This is a genomic window from Posidoniimonas polymericola (assembly GCF_007859935.1).
In the GTDB taxonomy this organism is placed as follows: Bacteria; Planctomycetota; Planctomycetia; order Pirellulales; family Lacipirellulaceae; genus Posidoniimonas; species Posidoniimonas polymericola.
In genome coordinates this window covers 219,878-244,503 of sequence record NZ_SJPO01000009.1, presented here as the reverse complement: position 1 = coordinate 244,503, position 24,626 = coordinate 219,878, and the positions used below count along the sequence as shown (strand labels likewise).

Sequence of the window (24,626 nt, the reverse complement as noted above, 5' to 3'; positions counted from 1 at the left end):
CTTTCGTACCAGGTCGTGATAAACGGCTGCGGTGAAACGGCTCTGTCATCGATTTTATGTTGGAAAACCCGAAGGTCAGGCCAGCCGAGCGTATCTGCAAACCGAGCGAGTGTGGTAGCGATTTCTTTTTTCGGAGCGTTCGAGATATGAGCCTCCAATCCAACTTTTCGAGCTGAAGATCCTCGTTGCCGTTGGTGCCCCAAATCCGGCGCCCGACGTAGCGCCGGCATCTCGCCATATGATACTCGAGAGTCTCGATAAGCTGATCTCTAAGCTGCACCGACTTCGTCGTCCCGCGCAGGTTCGGCGAGTTCCAATCGCTGGCCCCGGAACCCGCGTGTGGGTCGAACTTGCCATTACTCACGCTCTTCCGCCAGCACGGCGAACGCGCGGGCCAGGAGCTTGTCGAGGTTCTGGCCGGTGACCGAGGAGAACAGGATCGCCTCCTTGCCGGTCTCTTCGGCCAAGAGGTCGCGGACGGCGGGGGCGTCGGGGAGTTCGGCCTTGCTGACGGCGATAATCTCGGGCCGCGCGGCGAGGTCCGAGGCGTGCTGCTCGACCTCCTGGCGGATGGCGCGGTAGTTTTCGATCGGGTCGGTGCCGTCCATCGGCGACGGCTCGACCAGGTGGATCAGCACGCGGGTCCGCTCGACGTGGCGCAGGAACTCGTGGCCCAGGCCGGCGCCGGACGCGGCGCCCTCGATCAGGCCGGGGATGTCGGCCATCACGAACGAGCGGTCCATGTCGACCTGCACGATCCCCAGATTCGGCTTCTTGGTCGTGAACGGGTAGTCGGCGATTTCGGGCCGGGCGCGGCTGACGCGGGAGAGCAGCGTGCTCTTGCCGGCGTTCGGCTTGCCCAGCAGGCCGATGTCGGCGATCACCTTCAGCTCGAACACCAGCAGCCGTTGCTCGCCCTCCTCGCCGCGGGTGAACTCACGCGGCGCCTGGTTGGTGGAGCTCTTGAAGCGGCTGTTGCCCTTGCCCCCCTTGCCGCCGTGGGCGGCGACCACCGAGTCGCCCGGCTCGGCTAGGTCCTTGAGCAGCAGGTCGTGCTTGTCGTCGCGGACGACCGTGCCGGGGGGCACCAGGATCTCGAGGTCGTCGGCGTTGGCCCCGTGGCGGTTGCTGCCGGAGCCGTGCACGCCGGAGCGGGCCTTCCAGTGCTTCTTGTGCACCAGCGCGCTGAGGCTGTCGATGCCGTCCTCGGCACGGATGATGATGCTGCCGCCGTTGCCGCCGTCGCCGCCGTCGGGCCCGCCGCGGGGGATGTACTTCTCCCGGCGGAAGCTCATGCAGCCATCCCCGCCGCGGCCGGCTTGGACTTCGATTTGGACGCGGTCGACAAACATATGAGGTGACTACAAGGAAAGGGAGAACGAGCAGAGCGGGAGAGCTAATGGTGAACGTCTGGCAGGTTGTCGAGAACCTCTTGGCAGCTGTTACAGGTAGAGAGCAGCCGCAAGACAGCCGGGTGGGGCGTCGCGTGAACGCCGGCCAGGTCTTGTTCGCCTGCTGCTGACGCGGCATAGGCTAGTTGTTCGACAGGGGGGCAGAACTCGGCCTCGACGCCGGGTTTGTTCCCCCGCGCATCCACCCTATACCAACCCACGCCGTCGAGGTAGATGGCGTTGAGCCCGTGCAGGCAGTATGGGGCGCCGTCGTCGTGGACCGACAGCCGCTGGTAGCCGAGCCCGCAGGGGACGCCGTTGGCCCGCAGCAACGCCGCCAGCAGGTGGCTCTTGGCGTAGCACCAGCCCGTGGCGTGCCGCAGGACGTCGGACGCCCGGCAGGTGCCTTCGTCCCGCGCGTGGTCGCCGCTGTGCTGGACCTCGTCACGGACGAAGCGGAAGCAGGCGGCGGCAACTTCAGTGGCATCCTTGCGGCCGCGGCTAAGCTCCTCGGCGCGCTTCAAGACGCTAGGCGTCTTCCAGTCGATGTGATCGTCGGGGGCAAGGAATGGTTCAAGCGATGCCGTGGAGTCGTCCGTCATGACACGCCGCCGCGTATTAGTGAGGAATGTGTCGATGTCTGGAAATGTCGACTGGCTTGCTGCTTGACTGAGGCGCTGCTCAAAGCTCGAGCCCCTCGAGCCTCGGCCCGAGAAGAATCAACTGCTTGAGGCCTCGGCAGTCATCCTTCGAGCGCTGAAACTCAATGGTATCCATCGTTTTCCCGACCAGTTAAGCCAGCCAGTCTTCAACCCGCAGCCCGCGGATCGGTTCAAAGTGCCGCACGTTGTTAGTAACCAGCGTCAGGTCGTGCTCGAGGGCGACTGAGGCGATCATCAGGTCAACTGGATTGCCTCCAAGGCCTTGCGAAAGCAGCTCGGCTCGCAGCCGGCCGAAGCGGTCCGCGCACCGGCGATCGAAATCGAGCAAGGCGACTTCGCTAAGAAGTTCATTGTTGATCGGCTCGAGTAGTGTCTCGGGATGGGGCCGACGATAGGCCCACGCCGAAAGCTCGCCCAAGACGATCGTGGTGGTGGCGAGGCGGCCCGAGTGCTGCACAAACTTGTGGAACAAGCTGCTCGGGCGCTTCACAAACGCCGAGCAGACATTAGTGTCCAGCAGATAGTTCACTCGGCGTCGCCTGACTCGGGAGACTCTCGCCAAGTTGCCGAGCGGCGGCTGGCGGCGATCTCCGCCAGAATCTGATCGTCCTTCTCCGACCAGTCGGGGACGCCCTTGTAAGAGAGCAATCGGTTGCGAGCCGCGGCGTCATCGGTTGCCGGAGTCTGCTCGGAGGCGGCGGGGCGAACCGTGACCTCCACCTGCTGGCCATCGGGCAGGCCAGGATCGGTGTGGAGCTTGATGATCGAGCCGTGGACTTCGCCGTGCAGGGGCTCGCGAAGGGGCCCGTTCGGAGAGCCTTGCAGAGGTTCGATGACTGCTCCTCCCGCGGCGCGAATTCGCGACGCCGCTCTAGTTGGCTTCCGCCATGACGTTGATGCGGCGGCCTTCGCGGTCGAACATGACCTGGCCGTCGATCAGCGCGAACAGGGTGTAGTCCTTGCCCTGGCCCACGCCGGCGCCGGGATGGAACTTGTTGCCGAGCTGGCGGACCAGGATGTTGCCGGCGATGACGCGCTCGCCACCGTACTTCTTGACGCCGCGGCGCTGGGCATTGGAGTCGCGACCGTTGCGGCTAGAGCCCTGACCTTTTTTGTGTGCCATCGTGGGGTTTCCCGATCAAATTGCCCCTCGCGGCCGGCTGGTTCGCCGGCGGGGGCAGCGTGTGTTGGGTGCGATGATAGTTGATGCAGCGGGCCGGCGAGGGTCCGCCTGGACCCCTCGCACAGCCTCCGTGAGCCCCGCAGTTTAGCGGTAGGTCCAGCGGTAGACAAGCCCTTCGGTCACGCCGTCGCCGTACAGCTGGGCCTTGCCGGGGGCCGGGCCCTGGCGGACCTCGGTCTCGTGCTGGAGAAATCGGTCACCGGGGCGGAAAAAATTGAGCTGCAACGTCTTAGAAACCAGCTTCCGGCCGGTTCCGGGCGGGTCGCCGGCCTGAAAACCACCGTCCGGGTCTTCCCAGCGGTAGGCGTTGGTCAGGCCCTGGACGTACACGCTGAAGAAGTCGAGGTCGGGGTCGACGTCCTCCCAGATTGCCACGCCCCACATGGCGTCGTCGCCGTCTTGGGCGGGGGGCAGCGGGGTTTCAGCCATCTGGGGGGGGCTGAGCAGCTTGCGGCCGCGGACCTCGCGGCGGCGGATGGCTTCCATCGCCGACGGCACGTACTTGTCGAGGTACGCCCGGTACTGCCGCCGGCCGTTCTCCTGGTCGTGGCCCTGCAGGACAAACTGCGGGACGAAGGTTACGGGGCCGATCTCGGTCGGCTTGGCCTTCTCTTCGTTGACCTCGCCGGCGGCCGGCGCCAGGCCCTCGCCCGTGTTGCGGACCGAGTAAACCAGGTACCACAGCAGCTTCTTCTCGAGCCGGCCGTTGGCCTGCGGCACGTCGACCCAGATTAGCCGCAGTGGCTTGTAGGAGAACTCCAGGCACCAGATGTCCCGTGTGAAGCGGGCGTGGGCGGCCTTTTCGTACAGCGTCTGGCTGGTGGCCAGGTACTCGGGCTGCCAGGCCAGCTTTTGGTTGCTGCGTAGCTCGACCAGCGGGTGCACGCTGGCGGTCTCGCCCGGCAGGATCTCGGGCGGAACGGTTGTCAGCACGCCGGGGGCGAAGTTCCGCGGCGCCTGGCTGGGATCGACCTGTTGGGCGCGGGCGTTTGCCGAGGTCAGCAGGCAGGCCAACGCAATCAGCCACGCGGCGCGCAGCGACACAACATGGTTCAAGACAAGAGGCATAGCGGTGTCGAACGGCAGAGGTGGGGCCCGCGGGCGAGCGGCGGCCAGGGGGCCGACACAGGCACGGGGGCGGTGCGAGCGAATCCGTTCGAGTAAGTGCAAGCCCTGGCGGGGCTTGCGGTTCCGTCTCTGCAGTATATTTGCCGCCAACGGTCAGAGCAAACCTCGAGGCGGGTTTCGTGCAGCGGCAGGGCGCCGCTGCGGACCTCCGCCCGGGTGGGGCTGGCGCGGCTGGGGGGGTCGCCCGGCGGGCGCGGCCATCGATTCGTCCTATATGCGGCAGAGTGCTAAGATTGAATTCTGCCGCCGACTCTCCGTCCGCCGCCGCTTTTCCCTAGGGAATCCGATGAAGAGGACCTCGCCCGCCCAGGCGTTGATCGCCATGTTGGTGCTGGCGGCCGCCCTGCTCGCGCCGCGACGTGCCGACGCCCAAACCGGCGCCGTCCCGGGGCCCAGCTACTACCTGGCGGTCGAATCGATCTACGAGGGCGACTACCAGGACGCGGCTAGGGATCTGCTCCGCGAGCAACGCGGCAGCATCAAGACGGTCACCAGCCGCTGGGTCGACTCCATCTGTTTCTACGCCATGCGGGGCGAGGCCCTCTACCAGATGGGCCTGAACCAGCAGGCGCTGCTCGAGTTCAACCGCGCCTGCGAGCTGTTCCTGGCCAACCACAACTGGATGCTGCGGGTGCGGTTCACCCAGGACCCGCGGCCCGACCCGAACGGCCGCCGGCTGGCGCCGTGGGGACGCCCCACCCGCAATGTGACCTACGGTCGGCTGCCCGACACGATGCTGTTCGCATTCGGCAACCTCAATAACAACGCGGCCGCCAGCCAGGGCGGGTTGGTGCAGATGCCGCAGTTCTGGAAGATCGACGTCGCGGAGGTGATGCGGACCGCGGCGCTGGCGATCCGCCGCCGCAACACGCTGCTCGGCCCGCTGGGGCCGCACGACGCGCTGTCACGCGACCTGGCGGACACGCTCTCGCGGGGGAATCTGGCGCCGCCGAACCACTGGTCGTCGTCCTGGGCCGACCTCGTCACCGGCCTGGCGTTGATGGGCGTCTACAAGCCGCTCGAGGCCGGGCCGTGCCTGGTGCGGGCGGAGCTGCTCGGCGGCCGCTACGACCACGAGCTGACCGGCGCCGCGCTGCTGGCCCAGGCGATGCTCACGCTGGGGACCGAGGAGGACAAGCAGGTCCCGCGGCTCACCAGCGAGGCGATCCTCGCCGCGTTTGCCTACGAGGACTGGGACACGGTCGCCGACGCGCTCGGCCTGCAGCACGTGCACCGCCAGTCGTTGGCGGCCGAGGGCGTCGAGCCAACGCTGCCGGACATCGCCAACTGGGCGCAGCGGGAACGCTTCAACCACATCGCCGCGCAGGCGCGGCTGATCCTGGCCGAGCAGCACGCCGCCGCCCGCCACACCGACGAGGCGGCCGCGTTGGTCGCGTCGGCCCTGCCCCGCCGCAGCGACGTCGCGAACGGCCGGCTGGGCGCCTACGCCGACTACGTCGCGGCGATGGCGGCGCTGCAGGCGGGCAAGCAGAAGGCCGGGCAGCAGTCGCTCGAGAAGTCGCTGCAGCGGTACTCGGAGCTGTCGCTCTCGAACTTCCAGCTCGCCCTGGCCAACGAGCGGTTCGACGCCGGCGAGCTCTCGCCGCGGGTCGCGGTGGACGTCTACAAGCAGATGCTCACCGACCCGGCGCCGCTGCACTGGGCCTACGACACGATGGACGCGATGTGCCTGCTGCGGACCAACCACGAGCCGGCCTTCGACCGCTGGATCACGGCGTCGCTCGCGCGGCGGGAGACCCTGCCGGCGCTCTACGCGGCCGACCTCGCCAAACGCCGCCGGTTCCTCAGCCACCAGCCGCTCGGGGGCCGGCTGCTGACGCTGCGGACGCTGCTCGAGGCGCCCGACGCCGAGCTCGACAAGGCGCAGCGGCTCGAGCGCCAGGTCTTCTCGGCCCGGTCGCCGGGCTACCGCCCGGTGTCCGAGCAGGCCGCCGCGGCCCGCAGCGAGCTGGCCGACGCCAAGACGCTGTTCTCGGACGACGCGCGGCGCGACCAGCGGTTGTTCACGCAGCTGAGCAAGGCGACCGCCCTCCAAGAAGCGATGCTCACCGAGCTCGCCCTGCACCGGCTGCCGACCGAGCTGAGCTTCCCGCCCCGCCGCTCGGCCGAGGACATCCGCAAGCGGATGCAGCCGGGCGACGCGCTCTTGGTGTTCCACCAGATGGGCGACACGCTGCACGGGTTCGTGCTGGTCTCCGGGGGCGAGCACTACTGGCGTTTGCCCGACGCCGGCGTGGTCCGCGGCAAGATCGCCGAGCTGCTCAACGCCATCGGCAACTACAGCAACAACAAGGGCATCACCGATGAGGACCTGCAGGACGACGCCTGGCGGCAGCTCGCCACCGCGTTGGGCGACGCACTGCTGCAGGAGTCGCGGCTCGACCTCTCGCAGACGAAGCGGCTGATCATCGTCCCCGACGGGCCGCTCTGGCACCTGCCGTTCGAGGCCCTGATCATCGGCGAGCCGAGCAAGCGGCAGCTGATCGCGGACGTCGTCATGCCGCGTTATGCCCCGACCATGGGCCTGGCGCTCGCCAAGCAGGACCCGCCGCGGCTGGTGCAGCACACGGCGATCGTCACGCCCCACGCCTCCGGCGACGACGAGACCCGCGAGATGCAGCAGATGACCTGGGACGGGCTGAGCGGCGTCCTGGCGGGGCCGACCAAGCTGCCGACCCCCTCGCCGGTGCCCTCGGCGACGCTGATCTCGGCGTTCGAGTCGGCGGTCGTGATGACCGACAGCGTGCTCGCCGAGCAGCCGCCGTACGACTGGTCGCCGCTGCCGATCGACCGCACCACTGGCGGGACGCTCGCCGACTGGGAGCGGCTGCCGTACGAGGGCCCGGAACGCGTCGTGCTGGCCGGGCTTAGGACCGCCGCGGAGAACGGGCTGAAATCGGCCGGCGGCCGGCGCAGCCGCCGCGGCAAGGTCGCCGCCCTCCCGCTCGGCCAAGAGGTGTTCCACGCCGCCTGCGGCCTGATGGCGTCGGGGGCTCAGACGGTGCTGATGAGCCGCTGGCAGACCGGCGGCGCGGTGCACCGCCAGCTGGTGCAAGAGTTCGTCACCGACTGGACCCGCACCCCCGCGACCGACGCCTGGCGGCGGAGCGTGACGCTCGCCCGCACCGCGTTGCTCGATCCGTACCAAGAGCCGCGGCTCAAGCTGCGCGACCTCGGAGCCGAGCCGCCGTCGGCCGACCACCCGTTCTTTTGGTCGGGCTACCTGCTGATTGATGCGGGCTACGAGCCGCCGCCCGAGGAGCTACAAGAAGCGGGCCCCGGCGACGCCGAAAACCCGCCGGCGGCGCCGGCGGCGGCCTAGCCTGCGAAAGGCTCCCCGGGAGTCGTGATTCGTCTGCCGTCCGGCGTCCGCAGACACGGCGCAACCGCGCAAGGCCGCCTGCGGGAAGCAGCCCGCTATCACCAACCAGCCGGGCGACTGCTGCGACACGCAGCCATGCGCCGAACGCATTGCACGCATGTCGCCTGTGTATTGGACCCGCTACGCGAGCGACCGCTATAGTTGTGCTGGGAGCCCGCCCGCGACCGGCCCTCGGGCGGCCCCGTCCCTCAGGCGGACCATCGCTTGTCGCAATTCTCTTGAAAGGAGTTCACCGATGACTATTCGCTCGTTGCTGTTCCTGGCCGCCTTCGTGGCGTCGGGCGCCGTGCAGGCCCGCGCCGAGGAAGGCGCCCCGCCCGCTAAGGCCGCTGCCAAGTGCCCCATCACCGGCGCAGTGCAGTACTTCACGGCCCTCAAGAACGCTGCCGACAATCCGGCCCAGGGACCGGGCGCCGACTCCCACGGCGACATGCACTCCGACGGCTACAAGTCGACCACCGTCCTGACGATGAACAATCAGGCGTGGTGGCCCAACCAGCTCGACCTCCGCGTGCTGCACCAGAATTCTGAGCTCAGCAGCCCGCTCGGCAAGGACTTCGACTACGCCGAAGAGTTCAACAAACTCGACCTCGCGGCGGTCAAGAACGACCTCCGCGAGCTGATGACCGAATCGCAGGACTGGTGGCCCGCCGATTACGGCCACTACGGCCCGTTCTTCATCCGCATGGCGTGGCACAGCGCGGGCACGTACCGCATGGGCGACGGCCGCGGCGGCTCGGGCGACGGCACGCAGCGGTTTGCGCCGCTCAACAGCTGGCCCGACAACGCGAACCTCGACAAGGCCCGGCGGTTGCTGTGGCCAATCAAGCAGAAGTACGGCCAGAAGATCTCGTGGGCCGACCTGATGGTGCTGGCGGGCAACGTCTCGCTCGAGTCGATGGGCTTCGAGACCTTCGGCTTCGCCGGCGGCCGCGAGGACGTCTGGGAGCCGCAGCAGGACGTCTTCTGGGGACCCGAGAAGGAGTGGATGAGCGGCGACCGCTACACCGTGGGCGAGGACCTGCCCAACCCGCTCGGCGCCACCACGATGGGGCTGATCTACGTCAACCCAGAGGGCCCCAAGGGGAAGCCTGATCCGCAGGCCGCGGCCCACGCCATCCGCCAGACCTTCGGCAACATGGCGATGTCCGACGAGGAGACCATCGCGCTGATCGCCGGCGGCCACAGCTTCGGCAAGGCCCACGGCGCCGCCAGCCCGAAGGAGTACGTTGGAGCCGAGCCCGAGGCGGCCCCGCTCGAGGAGCAGGGCTTCGGCTGGAAGAACAAGTTCGGCAAGGGCAAGGCCGAGGACACCATCACCAGCGGCCTGGAAGGCGCCTGGACCACCACCCCGGCGCAGTGGTCCCACGACTACTTCGACCACCTGTTCGGCTACGAGTGGGTGCTGACCAAGAGCCCGGGCGGAGCCCAGCAGTGGACCCCCAAGAAGAACGCCGGTGAGGGCACGGTGCCCGACGCGCACGTCGCTTCGAAGTCGCACGCACCGATCATGTTCACCACCGACCTCGCCCTGAAGGAGGACCCCGGCTTCCGCAAGATCTCCAAGCGGTTCCACGAGCACCCCGAGGAGTTCGAGAAGGCCTTCGCCAAGGCGTGGTACAAGCTGACCCACCGCGACATGGGCCCGGTCTCGCGGCTGCTGGGACCCGAGGTCCCCGAGGCACAGCTCTGGCAGGACCCGATCCCGGACGCCGACTACGAACCGATCGGTGACGACGATGTCGCCGGTCTGAAGGACCAGATCCTGGCGACCGGCCTGAGTGTGCCGGAGCTGGTCTCGACCGCGTGGGCCTCGGCCTCGACGTTCCGCGGCTCCGACATGCGGGGCGGCGCCAACGGCGCCCGCGTCCGCCTGGCCCCGCAGAAGGATTGGGAGGCCAACCAGCCGGAGCAGCTCGCCAGGGTGCTTGACAAGCTCGAGCAGGTGCAGCAGGACTTCAACGACGCGCAGACCGGCGGCAAGCAGGTCTCGCTGGCGGACCTGATCGTGCTGGGCGGCTGCGCCGCGGTCGAGAAGGCGGCCCGCGACGCCGGGCACGACGTCGAGGTCCCGTTCACCCCGGGACGCACCGACGCCACCGACGAGATGACCGACGCCGAGTCGTTCGACTTGCTGAAGCCGGAGGCCGACGGCTTCCGAAACTATCTGTCGGACGACTACCGCGGCCGCCCCGAAGAGCGGCTGGTCGACCGCGCCCAGCTGCTGACCCTCACCGCGCCGGAAATGACGGTGCTGATCGGCGGCCTGCGGGCGCTCGACGCCAACTACGAGCAGTCGCGGCACGGCGTCCTGACCGACAAGCCGGGCACGCTGACCAACGACTTCTTCGTGAACCTGCTCGACATGGGCACGACCTGGAAGGAGTCGGACACCGAGGGCGTTTACGAGGGCCGCGACTACCAGAGCGGCGACGTGAAGTGGACCGGCACGCGGGTCGACCTGTTGTTCGGGTCCAACTCGCAGCTCCGCGGTCTGGCCGAGGCGTACGCCGCCGAGGACGCCAAGGAGAAGTTCGTCACCGACTTTGTCGCCGCGTGGGACAAGGTGATGAACCTCGACCGCTTCGACGTGAAGAAGTAGCAGCCGCTCGGCAACCAAGAACGGAGTTCACACGCCCCCTGCCCGCCCCGCGGTCAGGGGGCATTTTTTGGCTGGGTTTCCATCTCTATCTGGCTGCCGGCGGGAACCGGCCGTATCACCCTCCCCCAGGTCATCCGGGCCGGCTACTCACCCTCGGCCGGTGTGACCTTCTTGATCGGCTTGCCAACCCGGGCGAACGAGATCCCCTGCTGACCGAGGGTGTCGATCATCACGGTCTCGACGATTGGCTCAGTAACCGGCTGCTCGGCGACCCACTCCACCAGGAAATTGGCGCCGCTGCCGCCGGACGTGTCGTCGCGCTCGACGAGGAACTCGGCGGTGGCGAGCGGCGCCAGCCGGCGGGGCTGATCGAGGTGGTCCTTCACGAGCTTCCCCTCGGTGTTGTAGTAGTGGACCGAGGTCACGACGATCTCGTGCTCGGGGTCTGTGTTGCGGACGCTCAGCGTGACCGTCAGCAGGTAGGAGCGGCCGTCCTGGTGGTAGATATGCGAGTAGGCCGGCACGTACACCGTCTGCCCGTCGACCGCGTTGATGGCGGACTGCGGCGCCTCGACCGTGATCGACTCGCGGGCGGCGTTCTCAGGGTTGCGGAAGTGCAGCGCATCGCGGACCGTTTCAAGCCGCGCGTCCATGTACAGCAGGCCGCCCAAGATCAGTGCGCCCAGCAGCAAGCCGCCCACGATCAGCAGCAGCTTGAAGCGGCCCATGAAGGCTTCGACGTCATGTTCGGTCAGCGGAGGCATTCAGGCGGTTTCCAGGCGAGGCTTGCGATGGGTCACGGGCGTGAGGACCGTCCCGCAAGTCTAGCCCATTGCGCCGGCGCGACGGAGGTCGAAAGCGGCGCCGCTCGGCAATACTCCGCTACTTCTCGTCGGCGTCGAACAGGAAGCGGTCGATGCACGCCAGGGCACCCAGCGCCACCGAGAACCCGACGAACGCCGCGGCCCACTGGCTGACGTTCACCAGCAGCTGGTGGTCCGGCTCGGAGTTGAGCGTCGCGACCCAGAGGTAGGCCCAGTACAGCATGCAGGCGGCCGAGATCCAGGCCACAAACATCGCGGTCCAGGCCGCCAACTCGACAGTACGCTCAAACAGCCACGCCATTGTGCTTGCTCCGGTAATCGGTGTTCCGCGCCGCCAAATAGCGGCCCGGCCATTGTAGGCTGGCCGCGAGCCGGGGCCAATGCGGTGGTCAGCGGTCGTCCGGGTTGGGCCGCAGCACGCCCACAAACCCGCCGCCCGGCGCGAACTGGATGGTGGGGACATTGGTCGGGCCGAGCCTCACCCGCTGCTCTTTGAGCGTGTTGGGCCGGCCGCCGTCGAGCGATGCGTCGAGCCAGAGCCGCGCTTCGGCGCCCCTGGCGGGCAGGAAGTCGAGCGGCAGCGGGACCGCGCGGCCCTGGTGGTTGGTGATCCCGCCCAGGTACCAGGCATCGCCGCGGCGGCGGGCCAGCACGAGGTACTCGCCCGGCTCGCCGGCGACAAAGCGGGTCTCGTCCCAGGTCGTGGGGCAGGCGGTGAGGAAGTCGAAACCGGCCTCACCCGCGTAGCGCTCGGGCGTGTCGGCGACCATCGGCATCGGGTTCTCGTACAGCACGTACAGGGCCAGCTGATGGCAGCGGCTGCCGAGCACGTCCGGCTCAAGGCTGTGCGGCTCGAACTCACCCGGCGGCACGGCGTGGAACCCGCCGAGGTGGTAGTCGACCAGGCCGGCGAGCGCTCGGGCGTAGGCGACATTCACGTCGTGGTCGGGGGTGCAGTGGTCGCTCCATTTGAGGTGCTCGAGGTTGAGCACCCCCTCGCGGTTCAGTAGGTTGGGGAAGGTCCGCTCCTCGCCGCTCGGCTTGGGTGAGCCGTGCACCTGGATGTGCAGCTTGTGCCGGGCGGCGGAGCTGAGCATCCGCTCGGTGAACTCGTTCATCGCTTGGTCGTCGCGGTCGAGGAAGTCGACCATCAGCCCGCGGACCCCCCACGACTCGTAGAGCGCGAACGCCTCTTCGAGTTGTTCGCTGAGCGGGCGCCAGTGGACCCACAGCCGGATGCCGACCCCCTTCTCTTTGGCGTAGGCCAGGATCTCCGGCAGACGGATCTCCGGCCGCGCCGCGGTGACGTCGGCGTCGGGGCTGGGCTTGCCGTAGTTGGTCGACGACTGCCGGTACCACGAGCGGCCGTCGCCCGAGACCATGTGGTAGGCGATGTTGTTGGCGGCGCAGAAGTCGATGTACCGGCGGTGCCGATCGAGCGACTCGGTGCTGTCGGGCGGGAGCTTGAAGTCCTGCTCAAACTCGCCGTTCCACCAGTGCATGGTGGTCTTGCCCGGTTTGACCCACGCGAAGCTCCCCTCCGGCGGGTCGTTCAGGCAGGTGAGCAGGTTGCTCTCCAGCAGTTCCCCTGCCCTGTCGGCCACCATCACTACCCGCCACGGGCTGATGAGCGCGTCGCCCACGGCGCACACGCCTGGCTGGTCGGGCAGCGGCGACAGGCGGCAGCGTAGCGTGCCGGGCGTGCCGGTCCCTTGCAGGCACATGCCAGGGAAGCCGCGGACGCGGGCCTCGGTGATCGCGGCGGCCGGCCCGTCGGGCCAGGTCAGCAGCAGCGGCATTTCGAGCAGCACGCCGTCCGGGATCTCGGCCAGCGGTGCGTAGCGGTAGAGCATCTCGTGCGAGGTCGTAGAGCTGGCGAGCTCGCCGTACAACGCCAGCGGGCCGCCGTTCACGCGGAAGCCCGACCCCTCGTCGGCAATCTTGGCGGGCGACTTCAGGTGGTGCCGCCACGCGACCCCCTCGTCCGACGCGTACAGCTCGATCTGCCAGTCAGGGGTGCCGGGCCAGGACAGGTCGACCAGCGCCGCCGCGGCGCGGTTGCGGACCATGTTGGTCTTGCCCCACGGCAGCGTGAAGTCGCTATCGATCCGCCAGGTCTTAGACTCGAACCGTTCCACTCGCTTCCCCAATACGCCGCTGCCGACGAGCCTGGGACCGCAGGGCGACGGCGCGATGAGCTCGGCCTCGTCCCGAATCACAGAGATCTGAACCGGCCCGCGGTTGTCGCCGGCCGAGAGAACGATCGTGTTGCGCCCATCGGGCGAGCCGATCCGGACTTCCTGCGCCAGCAGCGGCTTGGCGGAAAACGCCAACAGAATCAGCGACAACCGAAGACAGCGGTGCGGACGCATAGTGGAGCTCGTGATGGAGAAGAGAGTCGGACGGGACAAGCAGCCGATAGCTTAACGGAGTCACCTGCCGTTTGCATGTCGACCAATCGACTGCTGGTCGATAACCAACCAACGCTAAGCCAGCCGGAGCCCCGCGGCGTCGGCGGCGAACCAGTGCAGGTCGTCGGCCACGGCGCCGAGCGTCACGTCGTCGCCCACTTGGAAGCAGCACGGCGCCGCTGACCGGGCCGCGCAGCGGGCGCCGCCTGCGTCGAGGTGCACGACGGCGTCGGGCCCCTGCGGCTCGACGTGCGTGACCCGCCCGCGGCCCAATGGAGGGACCTGTTCGTCGTTCAGCCGGAGCCGCTCGGCCCGTACGCCGAGAACCATGTCGCCCTTAGGAACGCCGGCAATCTGAGCCGTGATGGCTCCGCCGTCGGCTTCGAACCGATGGTCACTTGCGCGTCCGCTCCACAGGTTCATGCCGGGCTGGCCGAGGAAGCCTGCGACAAAGCGGTTGGCGGGCCGCTCGTACAGCTCCTGCGGCGGTCCGACTTGTTGCAGAGTTCCCTCGTTGATTACCACCAGCAGGTCGGCGAGGGCGAGCGCCTCGGATTGGTCGTGGGTGACGCACAGCATCGTGCCGCCGAGCGCGGCGTGCAGCCGGCGGAGCTCGCCCCGCAGCTCGCCACGGAGCGCCGCGTCGAGGCTCGCGAGCGGCTCGTCGAGCAGCAGCAGACGGGGCCGCCGCGCGAGCGCCCGACCGAGCGCGACCCGTTGGGCCTCGCCGCCGGAGAGCTCCTGCGGTCGGCGGTCGAGCAGCGGCTCGAGACCCAGCAGCCGGGCCGCCTCGGCCACGCGGTGGTCGGCCTCGCCGCGGCCCAGCCGGAGCGGCTTCACACCGTGGGCCAGGTTGCCGCGGACCGACAGGTACGGGTAGAGAGCGGGCTGCTGGAACAGCATCGCCAGGTCGCGGCGGTGGGGCGGCACGCCCGACAGCGCGGTTCCGTCGAACAGCACCTCGCCAGAGGTCGCCCGCTCGAGCCCGGCGATCAGCCGCAGCAGGGTGCTTTTGCCGGAGCCGCTTGGCCCGACCATCACGGCGAGCACGCCGGCCGGCAGCTGGAGCGAAACGTCACGCACAGCAGCGGCGCCGTTGGGGTAGGTCTTGCTCAGGTGGCGGAGCTCGAGCGTTGGCAACAGACGGCCCTGGGTTTGCGGCGGATGGCGGGGGCAGGGAGAATGCACTCGCGGGGGTCGACCCCGGACCTCCAGCCTAGCAAAATGGTGGCCTGCCCGCTGGATTGCGCCTCGGTTGGCCGGCGGACTCTTCGACCCGATATTCTTGCCTGACACTCATACCTGGAGCGTTGCACGTGGCTGCTGATCTGTTTGACCTGAGCGATGACGTTGCGGTGGTGATCGGCGGCACGGGCGCCCTGGGCGGGGCGATGGCCGACGCGCTGGCCGCCGCCGGCGCGGCGGTGGCGGTAGTCGGCCGCAACGCCGAACGGGGCGCCGCGGCTGTCGACCGCATCAAGTCGGAAGGCGGCAAGGCGATCTTCCAGGCCGCCGACGCGCTCGACGCCGGCAGCCTGCAGGCCGCGCGGGACGCGATCGCCGCCGAGCTCGGCGAGCCGACCGTGCTGGTCAACGCCGCCGGCGGCAACCACCCCGACGCCACGCTCAAGCCGGGCGACGATTTCTGCAAGCTGCCGCTCGACGCCTGGAACCGCGTGTTCGACCTCAACCTGACCGGCGGCGTGGTGCTGCCCGCGCAGGTGTTCGGCGCCGCGATGGTCAAGGCCGGCAAGGGGAGCATCATCAACATCGCGTCGATGAGCGGCATGATCCCGCTGTCGCGGGTGGTCGCCTACTCGGCGGCCAAGGCGGCGGTGATCAACCTCACGCAGTTCCTCGCCCGCGAGTGGGCCACGACCGGCGTCCGCGTTAACGCGATCAGCCCCGGCTTCTTCCCGGCCGATCAGAACCGCGCGCTGTTGTTCAACGAGGACGGCAGCTACACCGAGCGCGGCGGCCAAATCATCGGCCACACGCCGATGGCCCGCTTCGGCACGGCCGAAGAGCTGGGCGGCGCGGTTGTCTGGCTCGCGGCGCAGCGGGCGTCTTCGTTCGTGACCGGCCAGAACATTGTGGTCGACGGCGGCTATTCGTCGACGACCATCTAGCCGGCGCGTCACGTGGATGCTTAGCCGCTAGAAGGGGTCGCGAACCATCCACTCGCGGTCCCCGCCGTCCGGATCGACGCAGTCACCGAAGTCGAGGTCGTTGCAAAGCAGCCGACTGGCGACCAGCAGAGACTTCACCGACAGCCCTGCGGGGGATTCGAAGATTCCCCGCATCAGGGACCGGGCGTCCTCTGCCGAAAGCGTTTCTCCCATCTTGACCGCGGCTCGCACGGCGTGCGTCCGAACCACGGGCGAAGGGGCCTGCAGCGCCTTCTGAAGCAGCGGCAGAACCATTTCGAGTTCGGGCCCGTCGGCGCCCACTAGATTCGAGACTGTCGCCGCGCAGGCGGACTCGTCGCCGCTGTCGAGTGCCCGCTCGATCGCCGTGACGTTCCACTGGCACTTGCGTGTGCGCGCGACCGCGATCTGCGGCAGGTTGTCAAACATGCTGACCTCCTCGTCGCACCAGGGGCAGCTGCCCGTGAAGATCTGTTCGTGAGCGAGAGCGCAGGCTTCGTTGGAGGGCATCGATGAGGGGCTCCAAGCGTGTGCTGATAAGACCGGCGCCAAAACCACCCCTGCGACCAAGAGCATGGGAAGGGCTGGTGCGACTCGTCCCTACGCCGGCTGGCTAGGCCTTCGTGAGGGGCGCTAAGTGTCATCGTACGGTTCGGTTAATGGGCATTCTCCCTGGATATATTCCTGGACTTGCCATATTCTGAGGTCGTGCAGCACTTCAATTCTCATCGCAAGGACTTCACGCCCTACGGGTTCCGGTGCGAACTTTGGGAGCCGCACCGCATGCCGCGGCCCGATCGGCACGAAGAGGTCGAGATCAACTTCCTCAACGAGGGGTCGCTGGTCTACATCCTGGGCGGGGACCATATCCGGATTGGCGCTCGCCAGCTGACGCTGTTCTGGGCGGCGCTCCCACACCAGATTGTTTCTTTCTCTGGGGTGACGTCCTACTTCGTGGTGACCATCCCGTTCGATCAGTTCTTGCAGTGGGGGTTGCCCGAGTCGTTCCACACGCAGCTGCTGGTGGGGGACGCCCTGACCTGCGACGACCCGCGGCAGGGCGCCATCGACGCGATGCTGCTGCAGCGGTGGCACGACGACCTGATTGGCGCCAGCGAGGAGGTGCGGGAGATCGTGCTGCTCGAGATCCAGGCCCGCATGATGCGGCTGAGCCAGTCGATGCAACGCGCCACTCCGAAGCAGAGCACGGCCGCAGAGGACACGCGATCCAAGCCCCTGGGGTCGACTCTCGAGAAGGCCGAGCGGATGGCGTGCTTTATCGCCCGCAACTTCGCCAAGCCGATCCGCGTCGCCGATGTGGCGTCGAGCGTCGACCTGCACCCGGACTACGCGGCGACTACCTTCCGTAAGACCTTCGGCGTGACGCTCAACACGCAGATCGCCCGCCACCGCGTGGCCGAGGTGCAGCGGAGGTTGATCACCACCGACCAGCCGATCATCGACATCGCCTACGGAGCGGGCTTCGAGTCGATCAGCAGCTTCAACCGCACGTTCCGCAACTCGACGGGCATGACCCCCAGGGCCTACCGCAAGCAGTTCCAGCGGTGAGGATCTTGTCGGATACGCCGGCGCCGACAACCGCCCAAGGGGCGTTGGTCATCGGGCGGCGGGGCGCCTAGAAACGGTTGGTTGCTCCTTCACCCCGCGTGTTGCCTCAATGCCAGTCTTGTTGTTTGTGCTGCAGCTCGCCGCGACGCTGATCATGGTCGGGCTGATCTGGTTCGTGCAGCTTGTGCACTACCCGCTGCTGGGCGCGGTGGGTGAGCCGCAGTTCGCCGAGTATGAGCAGGCCCACTGCCGGCTGACCGGCTACGTGGTGATCCCGCCGATGCTCGTTGAGCTGGCGACCGCCGCCGCGATGCTCGCCTGGCGTCCCGACGGCGTGCCGCGGTGGGTCCCGCTGGCAGGGATGGGCCTGCTCGCCGTCGTCTGGCTGTCGACCTTCGTGCTCCAGGCGCCCGCACACGGGCGTCTGGTCGGCGGCTACGAAGCCGCAACCCACCATCTGCTGGTGGCGTCCAACTGGCTCCGCACCTCGGCCTGGACCGCCCGTGGGGGCCTGCTGGGCTGGGTCTGCTGGCAGTTGCTGTCCGCCCAGCGGTAGGCCGGGGGGTATTTCCCGAAGGCTGACTGGGTTGCAGGGTTCAATTGTCACAGTCCGAGTAGATTTTGACGAAAGGTAGTGGTGCAGCACCGCGGGTGTCCGCCCGTTGTGACCTAAACTTGCAGGTCACCTCTCGGCTGCTAGAGAGGCAGCCTGACCTTGGTTTGCGTTTGCATGTCCACCTCCTCCGCACCCTCCAGCCGACTCCGGAGCGCGCTGCCGCAGCCCATTCCCGGGTTCGAGCCGATCGAATCGGTGGTGCTGGCGCGGCTGGGCCGATGGGACCTCGACCTGTTCATCCCCGGCCCCAAAGGGGGGCAGCCGGTGCTGCTCCGCGGAGCCGGCGTGCAGGTCGAAGGGCAACGCATCGAGACGCTGGTCGCGTCGCTGGACGGGCCGGTGCTCGTCCGCAGCGACGACTTCCAGCGGCTGTCGTCTGAGCTGCTGGAGCGGCTGGACGAGCTCGCGGGCGACGAGTCGATCCCCGAGTCCGACCGGTTTGTCATGCTGCAGACCGCGGCCGCCGGTGAGGTCGAGGTCGCGGCCGGGCTCATCAACCCGACGCGGTTCGTCGGCGTGTCGCGTCAGATGGGCCGGGCGTTCAACCAGCTGATGCAGAGCGGCGACCTGGCGCCGGCCGAGGTCTACGCGATCGCCCGCCACGACCACTACACCTTCTCGCACATCACGAACGTCTGCTGCTACGCGTTGACCCTCGCCACGGCGCTCGGGATCCACGACAGCGCCGACCTCGAGGAGCTGGCGATCGGCGCCCTGCTGCACGACTCCGGCAAGCGGCACATCCCGGTCGGCGTCCTCCGCAAGAAGGGCCGCCTTACCGACCAGGAGTGGGCTACGATCCGCCAGCACCCGCAGCGCGGCTTCGAGGACCTCGCCAACAGCGGCACGCTGACCCTGCGCCAGCTGCTGATGATCTACCAGCACCACGAACGCATCGACGGCGGCGGCTACCCAGTTGGGCTCGTCGGCGCGGAGCTCCACCCCTGGTCCCGGCTGCTGGCGGTGGTCGACGTGTTCGACGCGCTCACCGGACGCCGCCCGTACCGCCGTCCCTGCACCACCGAGACGGCGCTCAAGCACCTGCAGGCGAACGCCGGCAAGCAGTTTGACGCCGAGATGGTCGACTGCTGGTCAACGCTGATGGGGGGAGCATGACCAACGACCCATGGCAATCCGTTGTCGCGACCGTCGACATGGGGGCGATCAGCTCCGCGGCGACGCGGCCCGGCGCCTCGGGGGGGCACGACCTCCGCCGCCGGCCCCGCAAGGAGTTCCCCTGCCGATCGCAGCTGACGCTCGACAGCCGCCCCGGGAGTCTGCTGGGCGTGTCCTGCCGCGACATCTCGCAGACGGGGGTCGCGGTGTACTCGCCGTGCCACGCGCTGCCGCTCGAGCAGGGCGTGGTCACCCTGCACGAAGGCCGCACGCTGAGGGTGCGGGTGAGGCACTGCAAGCGGATTGGAGCCCGCTGCTTCCTGCTCGGCTGTGACTTCGAGGTCGACGCCAATGGCGGCCCGCTGGCCGTCTTCGCCGACACACTCAGCGGTGTCGCGACGGTTTAACCCGTGCCACAGATTCGTGAAGTGGGTTTCAGAGCGACTCGAACGCGCTCGCGTAGCGGACCAGCCCGCCCAAGCCCTCGAGGCCGCCCGGCCGTAGCGACTTCGCCATGAACGCGTCGCCCGCCTGGTAGACGCTGTCGAGGCCCCAGCGGGTGGCCGGCTCGAAGCCGAACCGGCGGTAGTACCCGGGCTCGCCGAGCACGATAGCGAAATCGAAACCCTGCTCCAGGCACGCTTCTAAGCCGACCGTGATCAGCGCGGCGCCGATCCCCCGCCCCTGCCAACTCGGTTGCACCGCCAGCGGCGCGAGCCCGACGCCCGAGGTCGGTTCGCCATCGAGCGTCAGCGGACTGAAGGCGATGTGCCCGGTCAAGTGATCGCGGCAAAAGGCGACCAGCGACACCGACAGCTCGTTGTTGGCGCGGAGCGATTCGACCAGCCGGGCTTCCCACTGGCTGGGGAACGCCCCCCGCAAGACGGCGTCGATCGCCGGCGGGTCGTTGGCTTCTTCGGGACGGATTCGGAATGCGGGCACAGCCAATCGGGCGCCTCCGGTTCGCTTGGCCGACGGCCTATTCGGCGCCCTCTACCCCGCCCGCGTCGTTGCCGGCGGCGTCCCCGCCCGATGCCTCACCGGCCGCGTCGGCAGCTGCGTCGTCGTCCGTTTCTTCGGCCGGCACGCGGACAATCGCCGTGAGCGAATCGCCGTCGTCCAGGCCCATGATCCGCACGCCCTGCGTGTTGCGGCCGATGACGCCGATGTCCGAGGCCTTGATCCGCTGGATCTTGCCGCGGGCGGTCATCATGAGCAATTCATCGTCGTCCATGACGCGGGTGATGCCGATCACCTGGCCGTTGCGGTCGGTGGTCTTAATGTCGCGGACGCCCTTGCCGCCGCGGCCCTGGGTGCGGTACTTGGCCGAGGACGAGGCCTCGTCCTCGTCGGCCCCTTCGCTGGGTCCGTCGCCGGCTTCAGCGGCGTTGGGGCCGAACGGCGTCCGCTTGCCGTAGCCGTGCTCGGTGGCGGTCAGCAGCGTGGCGTCGGGGTCGGCCACGACCATGCCAACCAGCGAGTCGTTCTTGCCAAGCCTCACGCCCTTCACGCCGCTGGAGTTGCGGCCCATGGAGCGGGCGTCGGACTCGTTGAAGCGGATCGCCATGCCGCTGGCGGTGGCCAGCAGCACCTCGTCGCCCGGCTTGGTCACGACGACGTCCACCAGCTCGTCGCCCTCCTTGAGCTTGATGGCGATGATGCCGGTCTTCATCGGGCGGCTGTAGGCCTTCAGCTCGGTCTTCTTCACCAGGCCCTTGCGGGTGGCCATGAAGAGCGAGTGGTCGGGCAGGTCGAAGTCGCGGATGGCGCGGCAGTCGGCGATCCGCTCGCCCTCGGAGAAGTTCAGCAGGTTCACCACCGCGCGGCCCTTGGAGTCGCGGGCCAGCTCGGGCAGCTGGTAGACCTTCTGCCAGTACACCTTGCCGAGGTTGGTGAAGAACAGCAGGTAGTCGTGCGTGCTGGTGACAAACAGGTGCTCGATCGGGTCGTCGTCGGCGACCGACGCGCCGCGGATGCCCTTGCCGCCCCGCCGCTGGGCGCGGTAGGTGCTGGCCGGGGTCCGCTTGATATAGCCGTTCGTGCTGATCGAGACCACCATGGTCTCTTCCTCGATCAGGTCCTCGATGTCGACGTCGCCGACCTCGGCGTGGCTGATCTCGGTGCGGCGGGCGTCGGCGTGCTTGCTGCTGGCGATCGCCTCCATGTCCTCGCGGATGATGGCGTAGATCCGCGCCTCGTCGCCGAGGATCTCGAGGTAGCCGGCGATCTCGATGAGCAGCTGCGTGTGCTCGTCGGTCAGCTTCTCCTGCTCCAGGTTCACCAGCTGGCCGAGGGTCATCTTGAGGATCGCGTCGGCCTGGACCGGCGTCAGCGAGTACTCCTCGGCGAAGCCGCGCTCCTCCTGGAACTGGGCGAAGCCCTCGTCGCCGAGCGCCCGCTGCAGCATGGCGCCGGGCGTCTTGATCGCCATCAGGGCGGTCTTTGCCTCGGGCTGCGTCTTGCTGGCGCGGATAACGCGGATCACCTCGTCGATGTTGGCGTGCGCCAGCAGCAGGCCCTGCACCGTGTGCTTGCGGCGGCGGGCCTTGGCGAGCAGGAATTGTGTCCGGCGGCGGATGACGGTCACCCGATGCCGCACGAACTCCTGCAGCATCTCCCTCAAGTTCAGCACCCGCGGCTTGCCGTCAACCAGCGACAGGAAGATCAGGCTGAACGTGTCCTGCAGCGGCGAGAACTTGTAGAGCTGGTTGAGCACGATGTCGGGATCGGCGTCGCGCTTCAGGTCGATGATCAGGCGGACCGGCTCCTTGAGGTCCGACTCGTTGCGGACGTCGGCGATGCCGGCGATCTTGCCCTCGTTGGCCAGCGCCGCGATCCGCTCCTCGACCCGGTCGCGGGCCTGCAGGTACGGGATCTCGTGGATCAGGATGCGGGTCCGCTTGCCCGACTCGTCGATGCTGGTGCGGGCGCGCACGGTCATCGTGCTGCGGCCGGTCTGGTAGCCGCGGAGGATGCCCGAGCGGCCGCAGATGATGCCGCCGGTCGGGAAGTCGGGGCCGGGGATGTGCTCCATCAGCTCCGGGATGGTGATCTCCGGGTCGTCGATCAGCGCGATCACGCCGCGGCAGACCTCGCCCAGGTTGTGCGGCGGGATGCTGGTCGCCATGCCGACCGCGATGCCGCCCGAGCCGTTCACCAGCAGGTTGGGGAACTTCGACGGCAGGACCGTCGGCTCGAGGTGGCGTTCGTCGTAGGTCGGGATGAAGTCGACCGTGTCGAGCTTTAGGTCCTCGAGCATCATCGACGCCATCGGCGACATGCGGGCTTCGGTGTACCGCATGGCGGCCGGCGGCAGGCCGGCGATGCTGCCGAAGTTCCCCTGCTTGTCGATGAGCACGTTGCGCATGTTCCATTCCTGGGCCATGCGCACGAGGGTCGGGTAGATGACGCTCTCGCCGTGCGGGTGGTAGTTACCGCTGGTGTCGCCAGAGATCTTGGCGCACTTGACCCGCGCCGAGCCGGGGCCGAGGTTGAGGTCGTTCATCGCGACCAGGATGCGGCGCTGCGACGGCTTCAGGCCGTCGCGGACGTCGGGCAGCGCGCGGCTGACGATCACGCTCATGGCGTACGTCAGGTAGCTGTCCTTCAGCTCGTCCTCGATCGGCAGGTCGATCAGCCGTTGGGCGATCGCCTGCTCCGCCGGGTCAAACCCAGGCTCCCGCGGAGCTGGATTCTGGGGATCGCCGGGGTTTCCTTCGTCGTCGTTGGCCACGCGCTAGCATCCTCGCGGGAGTGGGTAGTAAGCCCTGTATTTTAGGGTTTTTGCCCCAGTTTCACAATGCTCGGCGGGGTCGGTCCCACCCCTGGCGGGGTGGGCTACCAAGGCTTGCGGCTTTGCCCTGGGGCAGCCCACCCCGCCAGGGGTGGGACAATCTACTTGCAATGGCGACGCCGCTGCTTAATGTGTACATGCGCACACTTTCACCGCAGGGGCTCTTCCAATGCCGGTAGCGCTATTCACCTACCACGCGTACGGCAGCTGGCTCCCCGACCGGCCGCAGGGATACGTCGAGCGCAATCGCGGGATCCACCCGACCAACAAGAAGCTCGCGACCATTCAACGTGGTCTGCTCACGCAGCCCGAGGTCTCGTTCGACTCCGAGCTGCAGCGAGCGATCATCGAACGGTTCCAGGCCATCTGCCAAGAAGAAGGCTACCGCGCCCACGCCGCGGCGAGTGAAGCGTCGCACGTTCACCTGCTAGCGAGTTGGCGGGACTTCCAGGCGCCGATGAAGCAGGTCGGCGGCCGGATCAAGAACCTGATCTCACTTCACCTTTCTCGCGAGCACGACTGTGTTGGCCACAAGTGGTTCGCACGCGGTGCGAGCCGACAGCAGGTCGAGTCGCGGCGGCACTTCGAGCACTTGGTGAACGCTTACTTACCGAAGCATAGCGGCTGGTTCTGGCGCGAGGAGATTGGCTGGCGGGACCCGCGCTAGGGGTTGTCCCACCCCTGGCGGGGTGGGCTACCATCATTTGCGGCTCGGTTCTTGCTTGCGGCTCTGCACCAGGGCAGCCCACCTCGCAAGAGGTGGGACCGCACACCAGCGCCGCGCCGTTACTCGTACGACTGCTCCTTGGTCGGGAATGCCCCAGATCGCACCTCATCGCGGTAGGCCGTGACGGCCTCGGTGATGGTCTTGCCGAGGTCGGCGTACGCCTTGACGAATTTAGGCACGTAGCCGCTGGTCAGCCCGACGACGTCGTTGATGACCAGCACCTGGCCGTCGCACTCTGGGCCGGCGCCGATGCCGATGGTCGGGATCGACACCTTCTGGGTGATTTCCGTGGCAATCGCCGTGGGGACGCACTCCAGCACCATCGCGAAGGCCCCCGCGTGCTCGGCCGCCTGGGCGTCGGCCAGCAGCTGCTGGCGGTCGCGCTGGACCCGGTAGCCGCCCAATTGGTGCACGCTCTGCGGCCGCAGGCCGACGTGGGCCATCACCGGGATGCCGGCCTGCACCAGGGCCGCGATGGTGTCGGCCTGCTCGACGCCCCCCTCGAGCTTGACCGCCTGGCAGCGGGTCTGCTTGAGGATCCGGCCGGCGTTCTCGATCGCCTTGTGGCGGCCGAGGTGGTAGCTGGGGAACGGCAGGTCGACAATCACCAACGCGTTTTCCACCGCCCTGCCGACCATGCCAGCGTGGTAGATCATCTCGTCCATCGAGACCGGCAGCGTGTTCTGGTGCCCCTGGACCACCATCGACAGGCTGTCGCCCACCAGGATCCCCTCGATCCCGCAGCTGTCGACCAGCTTGGCCATGGTGTAGTCGTAGGCCGTCAGGACAGAGATCTTGCGGTCTCCCCCCTTCATGGCGGCAAAGCGGGGGGCGGTGAGTTGCTCGGGCATCGCGGCAGGCCTGGCGGCGGGGGGAAATGGGGCCCGGCGGACGCCAGACGCGGCGCCGACGGGAATAGCCGAGGTCCGGTTCGGCGAAATAGTTCGGGAAACCCCGATAATACGCGATCGCGCCCGGCGGCGGGAAGATGCGAGGCTTGCTGGCTTTTTCTGCAGGGTTGGGCGATACTGATATCCAGGGCCCGTTCGCGCAA

22 protein-coding genes are annotated in these 24,626 nt (G+C 68.0%); 8 read left to right on the top strand and 14 right to left on the bottom strand.

Going from position 1 to position 24,626, the window contains the following annotated elements; all coding sequences use genetic code 11:
- Positions 1 to 356 precede the first annotated feature (356 nt).
- The 6 genes from obgE to Pla123a_RS18415 form a co-directional block, all read right to left on the bottom strand.
- Positions 357 to 1,352, bottom strand: a complete 996-nt coding sequence (gene obgE / locus Pla123a_RS18435; protein ID WP_146589685.1) for a GTPase ObgE — start codon at positions 1,350 to 1,352, stop codon at positions 357 to 359.
- 44 nt (positions 1,353 to 1,396) lie between these two features.
- A complete protein-coding gene (locus Pla123a_RS18430; protein ID WP_146589683.1) occupies positions 1,397 to 1,993 on the bottom strand; it encodes a transglutaminase-like domain-containing protein in 597 nt (198 codons plus the stop codon).
- 190 nt (positions 1,994 to 2,183) lie between these two features.
- Positions 2,184 to 2,582 (bottom strand): type II toxin-antitoxin system VapC family toxin, encoded by a 399-nt coding sequence (locus tag Pla123a_RS18425; protein WP_197528101.1) that lies wholly within the window; start codon positions 2,580 to 2,582, stop codon positions 2,184 to 2,186.
- Positions 2,579 to 2,701 (bottom strand): hypothetical protein, encoded by a 123-nt coding sequence (locus tag Pla123a_RS25190; RefSeq protein ID WP_261342760.1) that lies wholly within the window; start codon positions 2,699 to 2,701, stop codon positions 2,579 to 2,581. Before Pla123a_RS25190 ends, Pla123a_RS18425 begins: the two co-directional genes overlap by 4 nt.
- A gap of 223 nt (positions 2,702 to 2,924) precedes the next feature.
- Positions 2,925 to 3,176, bottom strand: a complete 252-nt coding sequence (rpmA, locus tag Pla123a_RS18420) for a 50S ribosomal protein L27 (RefSeq protein WP_146589679.1) — start codon at positions 3,174 to 3,176, stop codon at positions 2,925 to 2,927.
- A gap of 144 nt (positions 3,177 to 3,320) precedes the next feature.
- Positions 3,321 to 4,304, bottom strand: a complete 984-nt coding sequence (locus Pla123a_RS18415) for a hypothetical protein (protein ID WP_197528100.1) — start codon at positions 4,302 to 4,304, stop codon at positions 3,321 to 3,323.
- A 346-nt stretch (positions 4,305 to 4,650) separates the two neighbouring features.
- On the opposite strand from Pla123a_RS18415, the gene Pla123a_RS18410 reads away from it, so the two are divergent.
- Entirely contained in the window at positions 4,651 to 7,707 is a 3,057-nt protein-coding gene (locus Pla123a_RS18410) for a CHAT domain-containing protein (protein ID WP_197528099.1), read from the top strand.
- Positions 7,708 to 8,002: 295 nt separating this feature from the next.
- Positions 8,003 to 10,369, top strand: coding sequence for a catalase/peroxidase HPI (gene katG, locus Pla123a_RS18405; RefSeq protein ID WP_197528098.1), 2,367 nt, complete (start codon positions 8,003 to 8,005; stop codon positions 10,367 to 10,369).
- Positions 10,370 to 10,512: 143 nt separating this feature from the next.
- Here katG and Pla123a_RS18400 read toward each other — a convergent pair whose 3' ends face one another.
- The 4 genes from Pla123a_RS18400 to Pla123a_RS18385 all read right to left on the bottom strand — a co-directional run bounded on the left by Pla123a_RS18400 (position 10,513) and on the right by Pla123a_RS18385 (position 14,744).
- On the bottom strand, positions 10,513 to 11,133 hold the full coding sequence (locus Pla123a_RS18400) for a DUF3124 domain-containing protein (protein WP_231956536.1): 621 nt from the start codon (positions 11,131 to 11,133) through the stop codon (positions 10,513 to 10,515).
- 118 nt (positions 11,134 to 11,251) lie between these two features.
- Positions 11,252 to 11,494 (bottom strand): hypothetical protein, encoded by a 243-nt coding sequence (locus Pla123a_RS18395; protein WP_146589672.1) that lies wholly within the window; start codon positions 11,492 to 11,494, stop codon positions 11,252 to 11,254.
- An 88-nt stretch (positions 11,495 to 11,582) separates the two neighbouring features.
- Entirely contained in the window at positions 11,583 to 13,565 is a 1,983-nt protein-coding gene (locus Pla123a_RS18390; RefSeq protein WP_146589670.1) for a glycoside hydrolase family 97 protein, read from the bottom strand.
- A 114-nt stretch (positions 13,566 to 13,679) separates the two neighbouring features.
- Positions 13,680 to 14,744 (bottom strand): ABC transporter ATP-binding protein, encoded by a 1,065-nt coding sequence (locus Pla123a_RS18385; RefSeq protein WP_146589668.1) that lies wholly within the window; start codon positions 14,742 to 14,744, stop codon positions 13,680 to 13,682.
- Between the two features lie 176 nt (positions 14,745 to 14,920).
- On the opposite strand from Pla123a_RS18385, the gene Pla123a_RS18380 reads away from it, so the two are divergent.
- Positions 14,921 to 15,733, top strand: a complete 813-nt coding sequence (locus Pla123a_RS18380) for an SDR family oxidoreductase (RefSeq protein ID WP_146589666.1) — start codon at positions 14,921 to 14,923, stop codon at positions 15,731 to 15,733.
- Positions 15,734 to 15,760: 27 nt separating this feature from the next.
- Here the strand turns inward: Pla123a_RS18380 and Pla123a_RS18375 are convergent, their stop codons facing one another.
- Positions 15,761 to 16,261 (bottom strand): HEAT repeat domain-containing protein, encoded by a 501-nt coding sequence (locus Pla123a_RS18375; protein WP_146589664.1) that lies wholly within the window; start codon positions 16,259 to 16,261, stop codon positions 15,761 to 15,763.
- A gap of 180 nt (positions 16,262 to 16,441) precedes the next feature.
- Here Pla123a_RS18375 and Pla123a_RS18370 point away from each other — a divergent pair, with 180 nt between their 5' ends.
- From Pla123a_RS18370 to Pla123a_RS18355, 4 genes are all read left to right on the top strand, one after another.
- Positions 16,442 to 17,320, top strand: a complete 879-nt coding sequence (locus Pla123a_RS18370) for a helix-turn-helix domain-containing protein (protein WP_231956535.1) — start codon at positions 16,442 to 16,444, stop codon at positions 17,318 to 17,320.
- A gap of 109 nt (positions 17,321 to 17,429) precedes the next feature.
- Positions 17,430 to 17,876 (top strand): hypothetical protein, encoded by a 447-nt coding sequence (locus tag Pla123a_RS18365; protein ID WP_146589662.1) that lies wholly within the window; start codon positions 17,430 to 17,432, stop codon positions 17,874 to 17,876.
- Between the two features lie 174 nt (positions 17,877 to 18,050).
- Positions 18,051 to 19,052, top strand: a complete 1,002-nt coding sequence (locus Pla123a_RS18360) for an HD-GYP domain-containing protein (RefSeq protein ID WP_146589660.1) — start codon at positions 18,051 to 18,053, stop codon at positions 19,050 to 19,052.
- Positions 19,049 to 19,459, top strand: a complete 411-nt coding sequence (locus tag Pla123a_RS18355; protein WP_146589658.1) for a PilZ domain-containing protein — start codon at positions 19,049 to 19,051, stop codon at positions 19,457 to 19,459. Before Pla123a_RS18360 ends, Pla123a_RS18355 begins: the two co-directional genes overlap by 4 nt.
- Positions 19,460 to 19,487: 28 nt before the next feature.
- Here Pla123a_RS18355 and Pla123a_RS18350 read toward each other — a convergent pair whose 3' ends face one another.
- Positions 19,488 to 19,994 (bottom strand): GNAT family N-acetyltransferase, encoded by a 507-nt coding sequence (locus tag Pla123a_RS18350; protein ID WP_197528097.1) that lies wholly within the window; start codon positions 19,992 to 19,994, stop codon positions 19,488 to 19,490.
- A gap of 37 nt (positions 19,995 to 20,031) precedes the next feature.
- A complete protein-coding gene (gene gyrA, locus Pla123a_RS18345) occupies positions 20,032 to 22,785 on the bottom strand; it encodes a DNA gyrase subunit A (protein ID WP_391542751.1) in 2,754 nt (917 codons plus the stop codon).
- Positions 22,786 to 23,014: 229 nt separating this feature from the next.
- Here gyrA and Pla123a_RS18340 point away from each other — a divergent pair, with 229 nt between their 5' ends.
- Positions 23,015 to 23,512 carry a hypothetical protein gene (locus Pla123a_RS18340; RefSeq protein WP_146589654.1) on the top strand — a complete coding sequence of 166 codons (498 nt, stop codon included), beginning with the start codon at positions 23,015 to 23,017 and terminating at the stop codon, positions 23,510 to 23,512.
- A 119-nt stretch (positions 23,513 to 23,631) separates the two neighbouring features.
- Here Pla123a_RS18340 and panB read toward each other — a convergent pair whose 3' ends face one another.
- Entirely contained in the window at positions 23,632 to 24,423 is a 792-nt protein-coding gene (gene panB / locus Pla123a_RS18335) for a 3-methyl-2-oxobutanoate hydroxymethyltransferase (RefSeq protein ID WP_146589652.1), read from the bottom strand.
- Between the last annotated feature and the right edge of the window lie 203 nt (positions 24,424 to 24,626).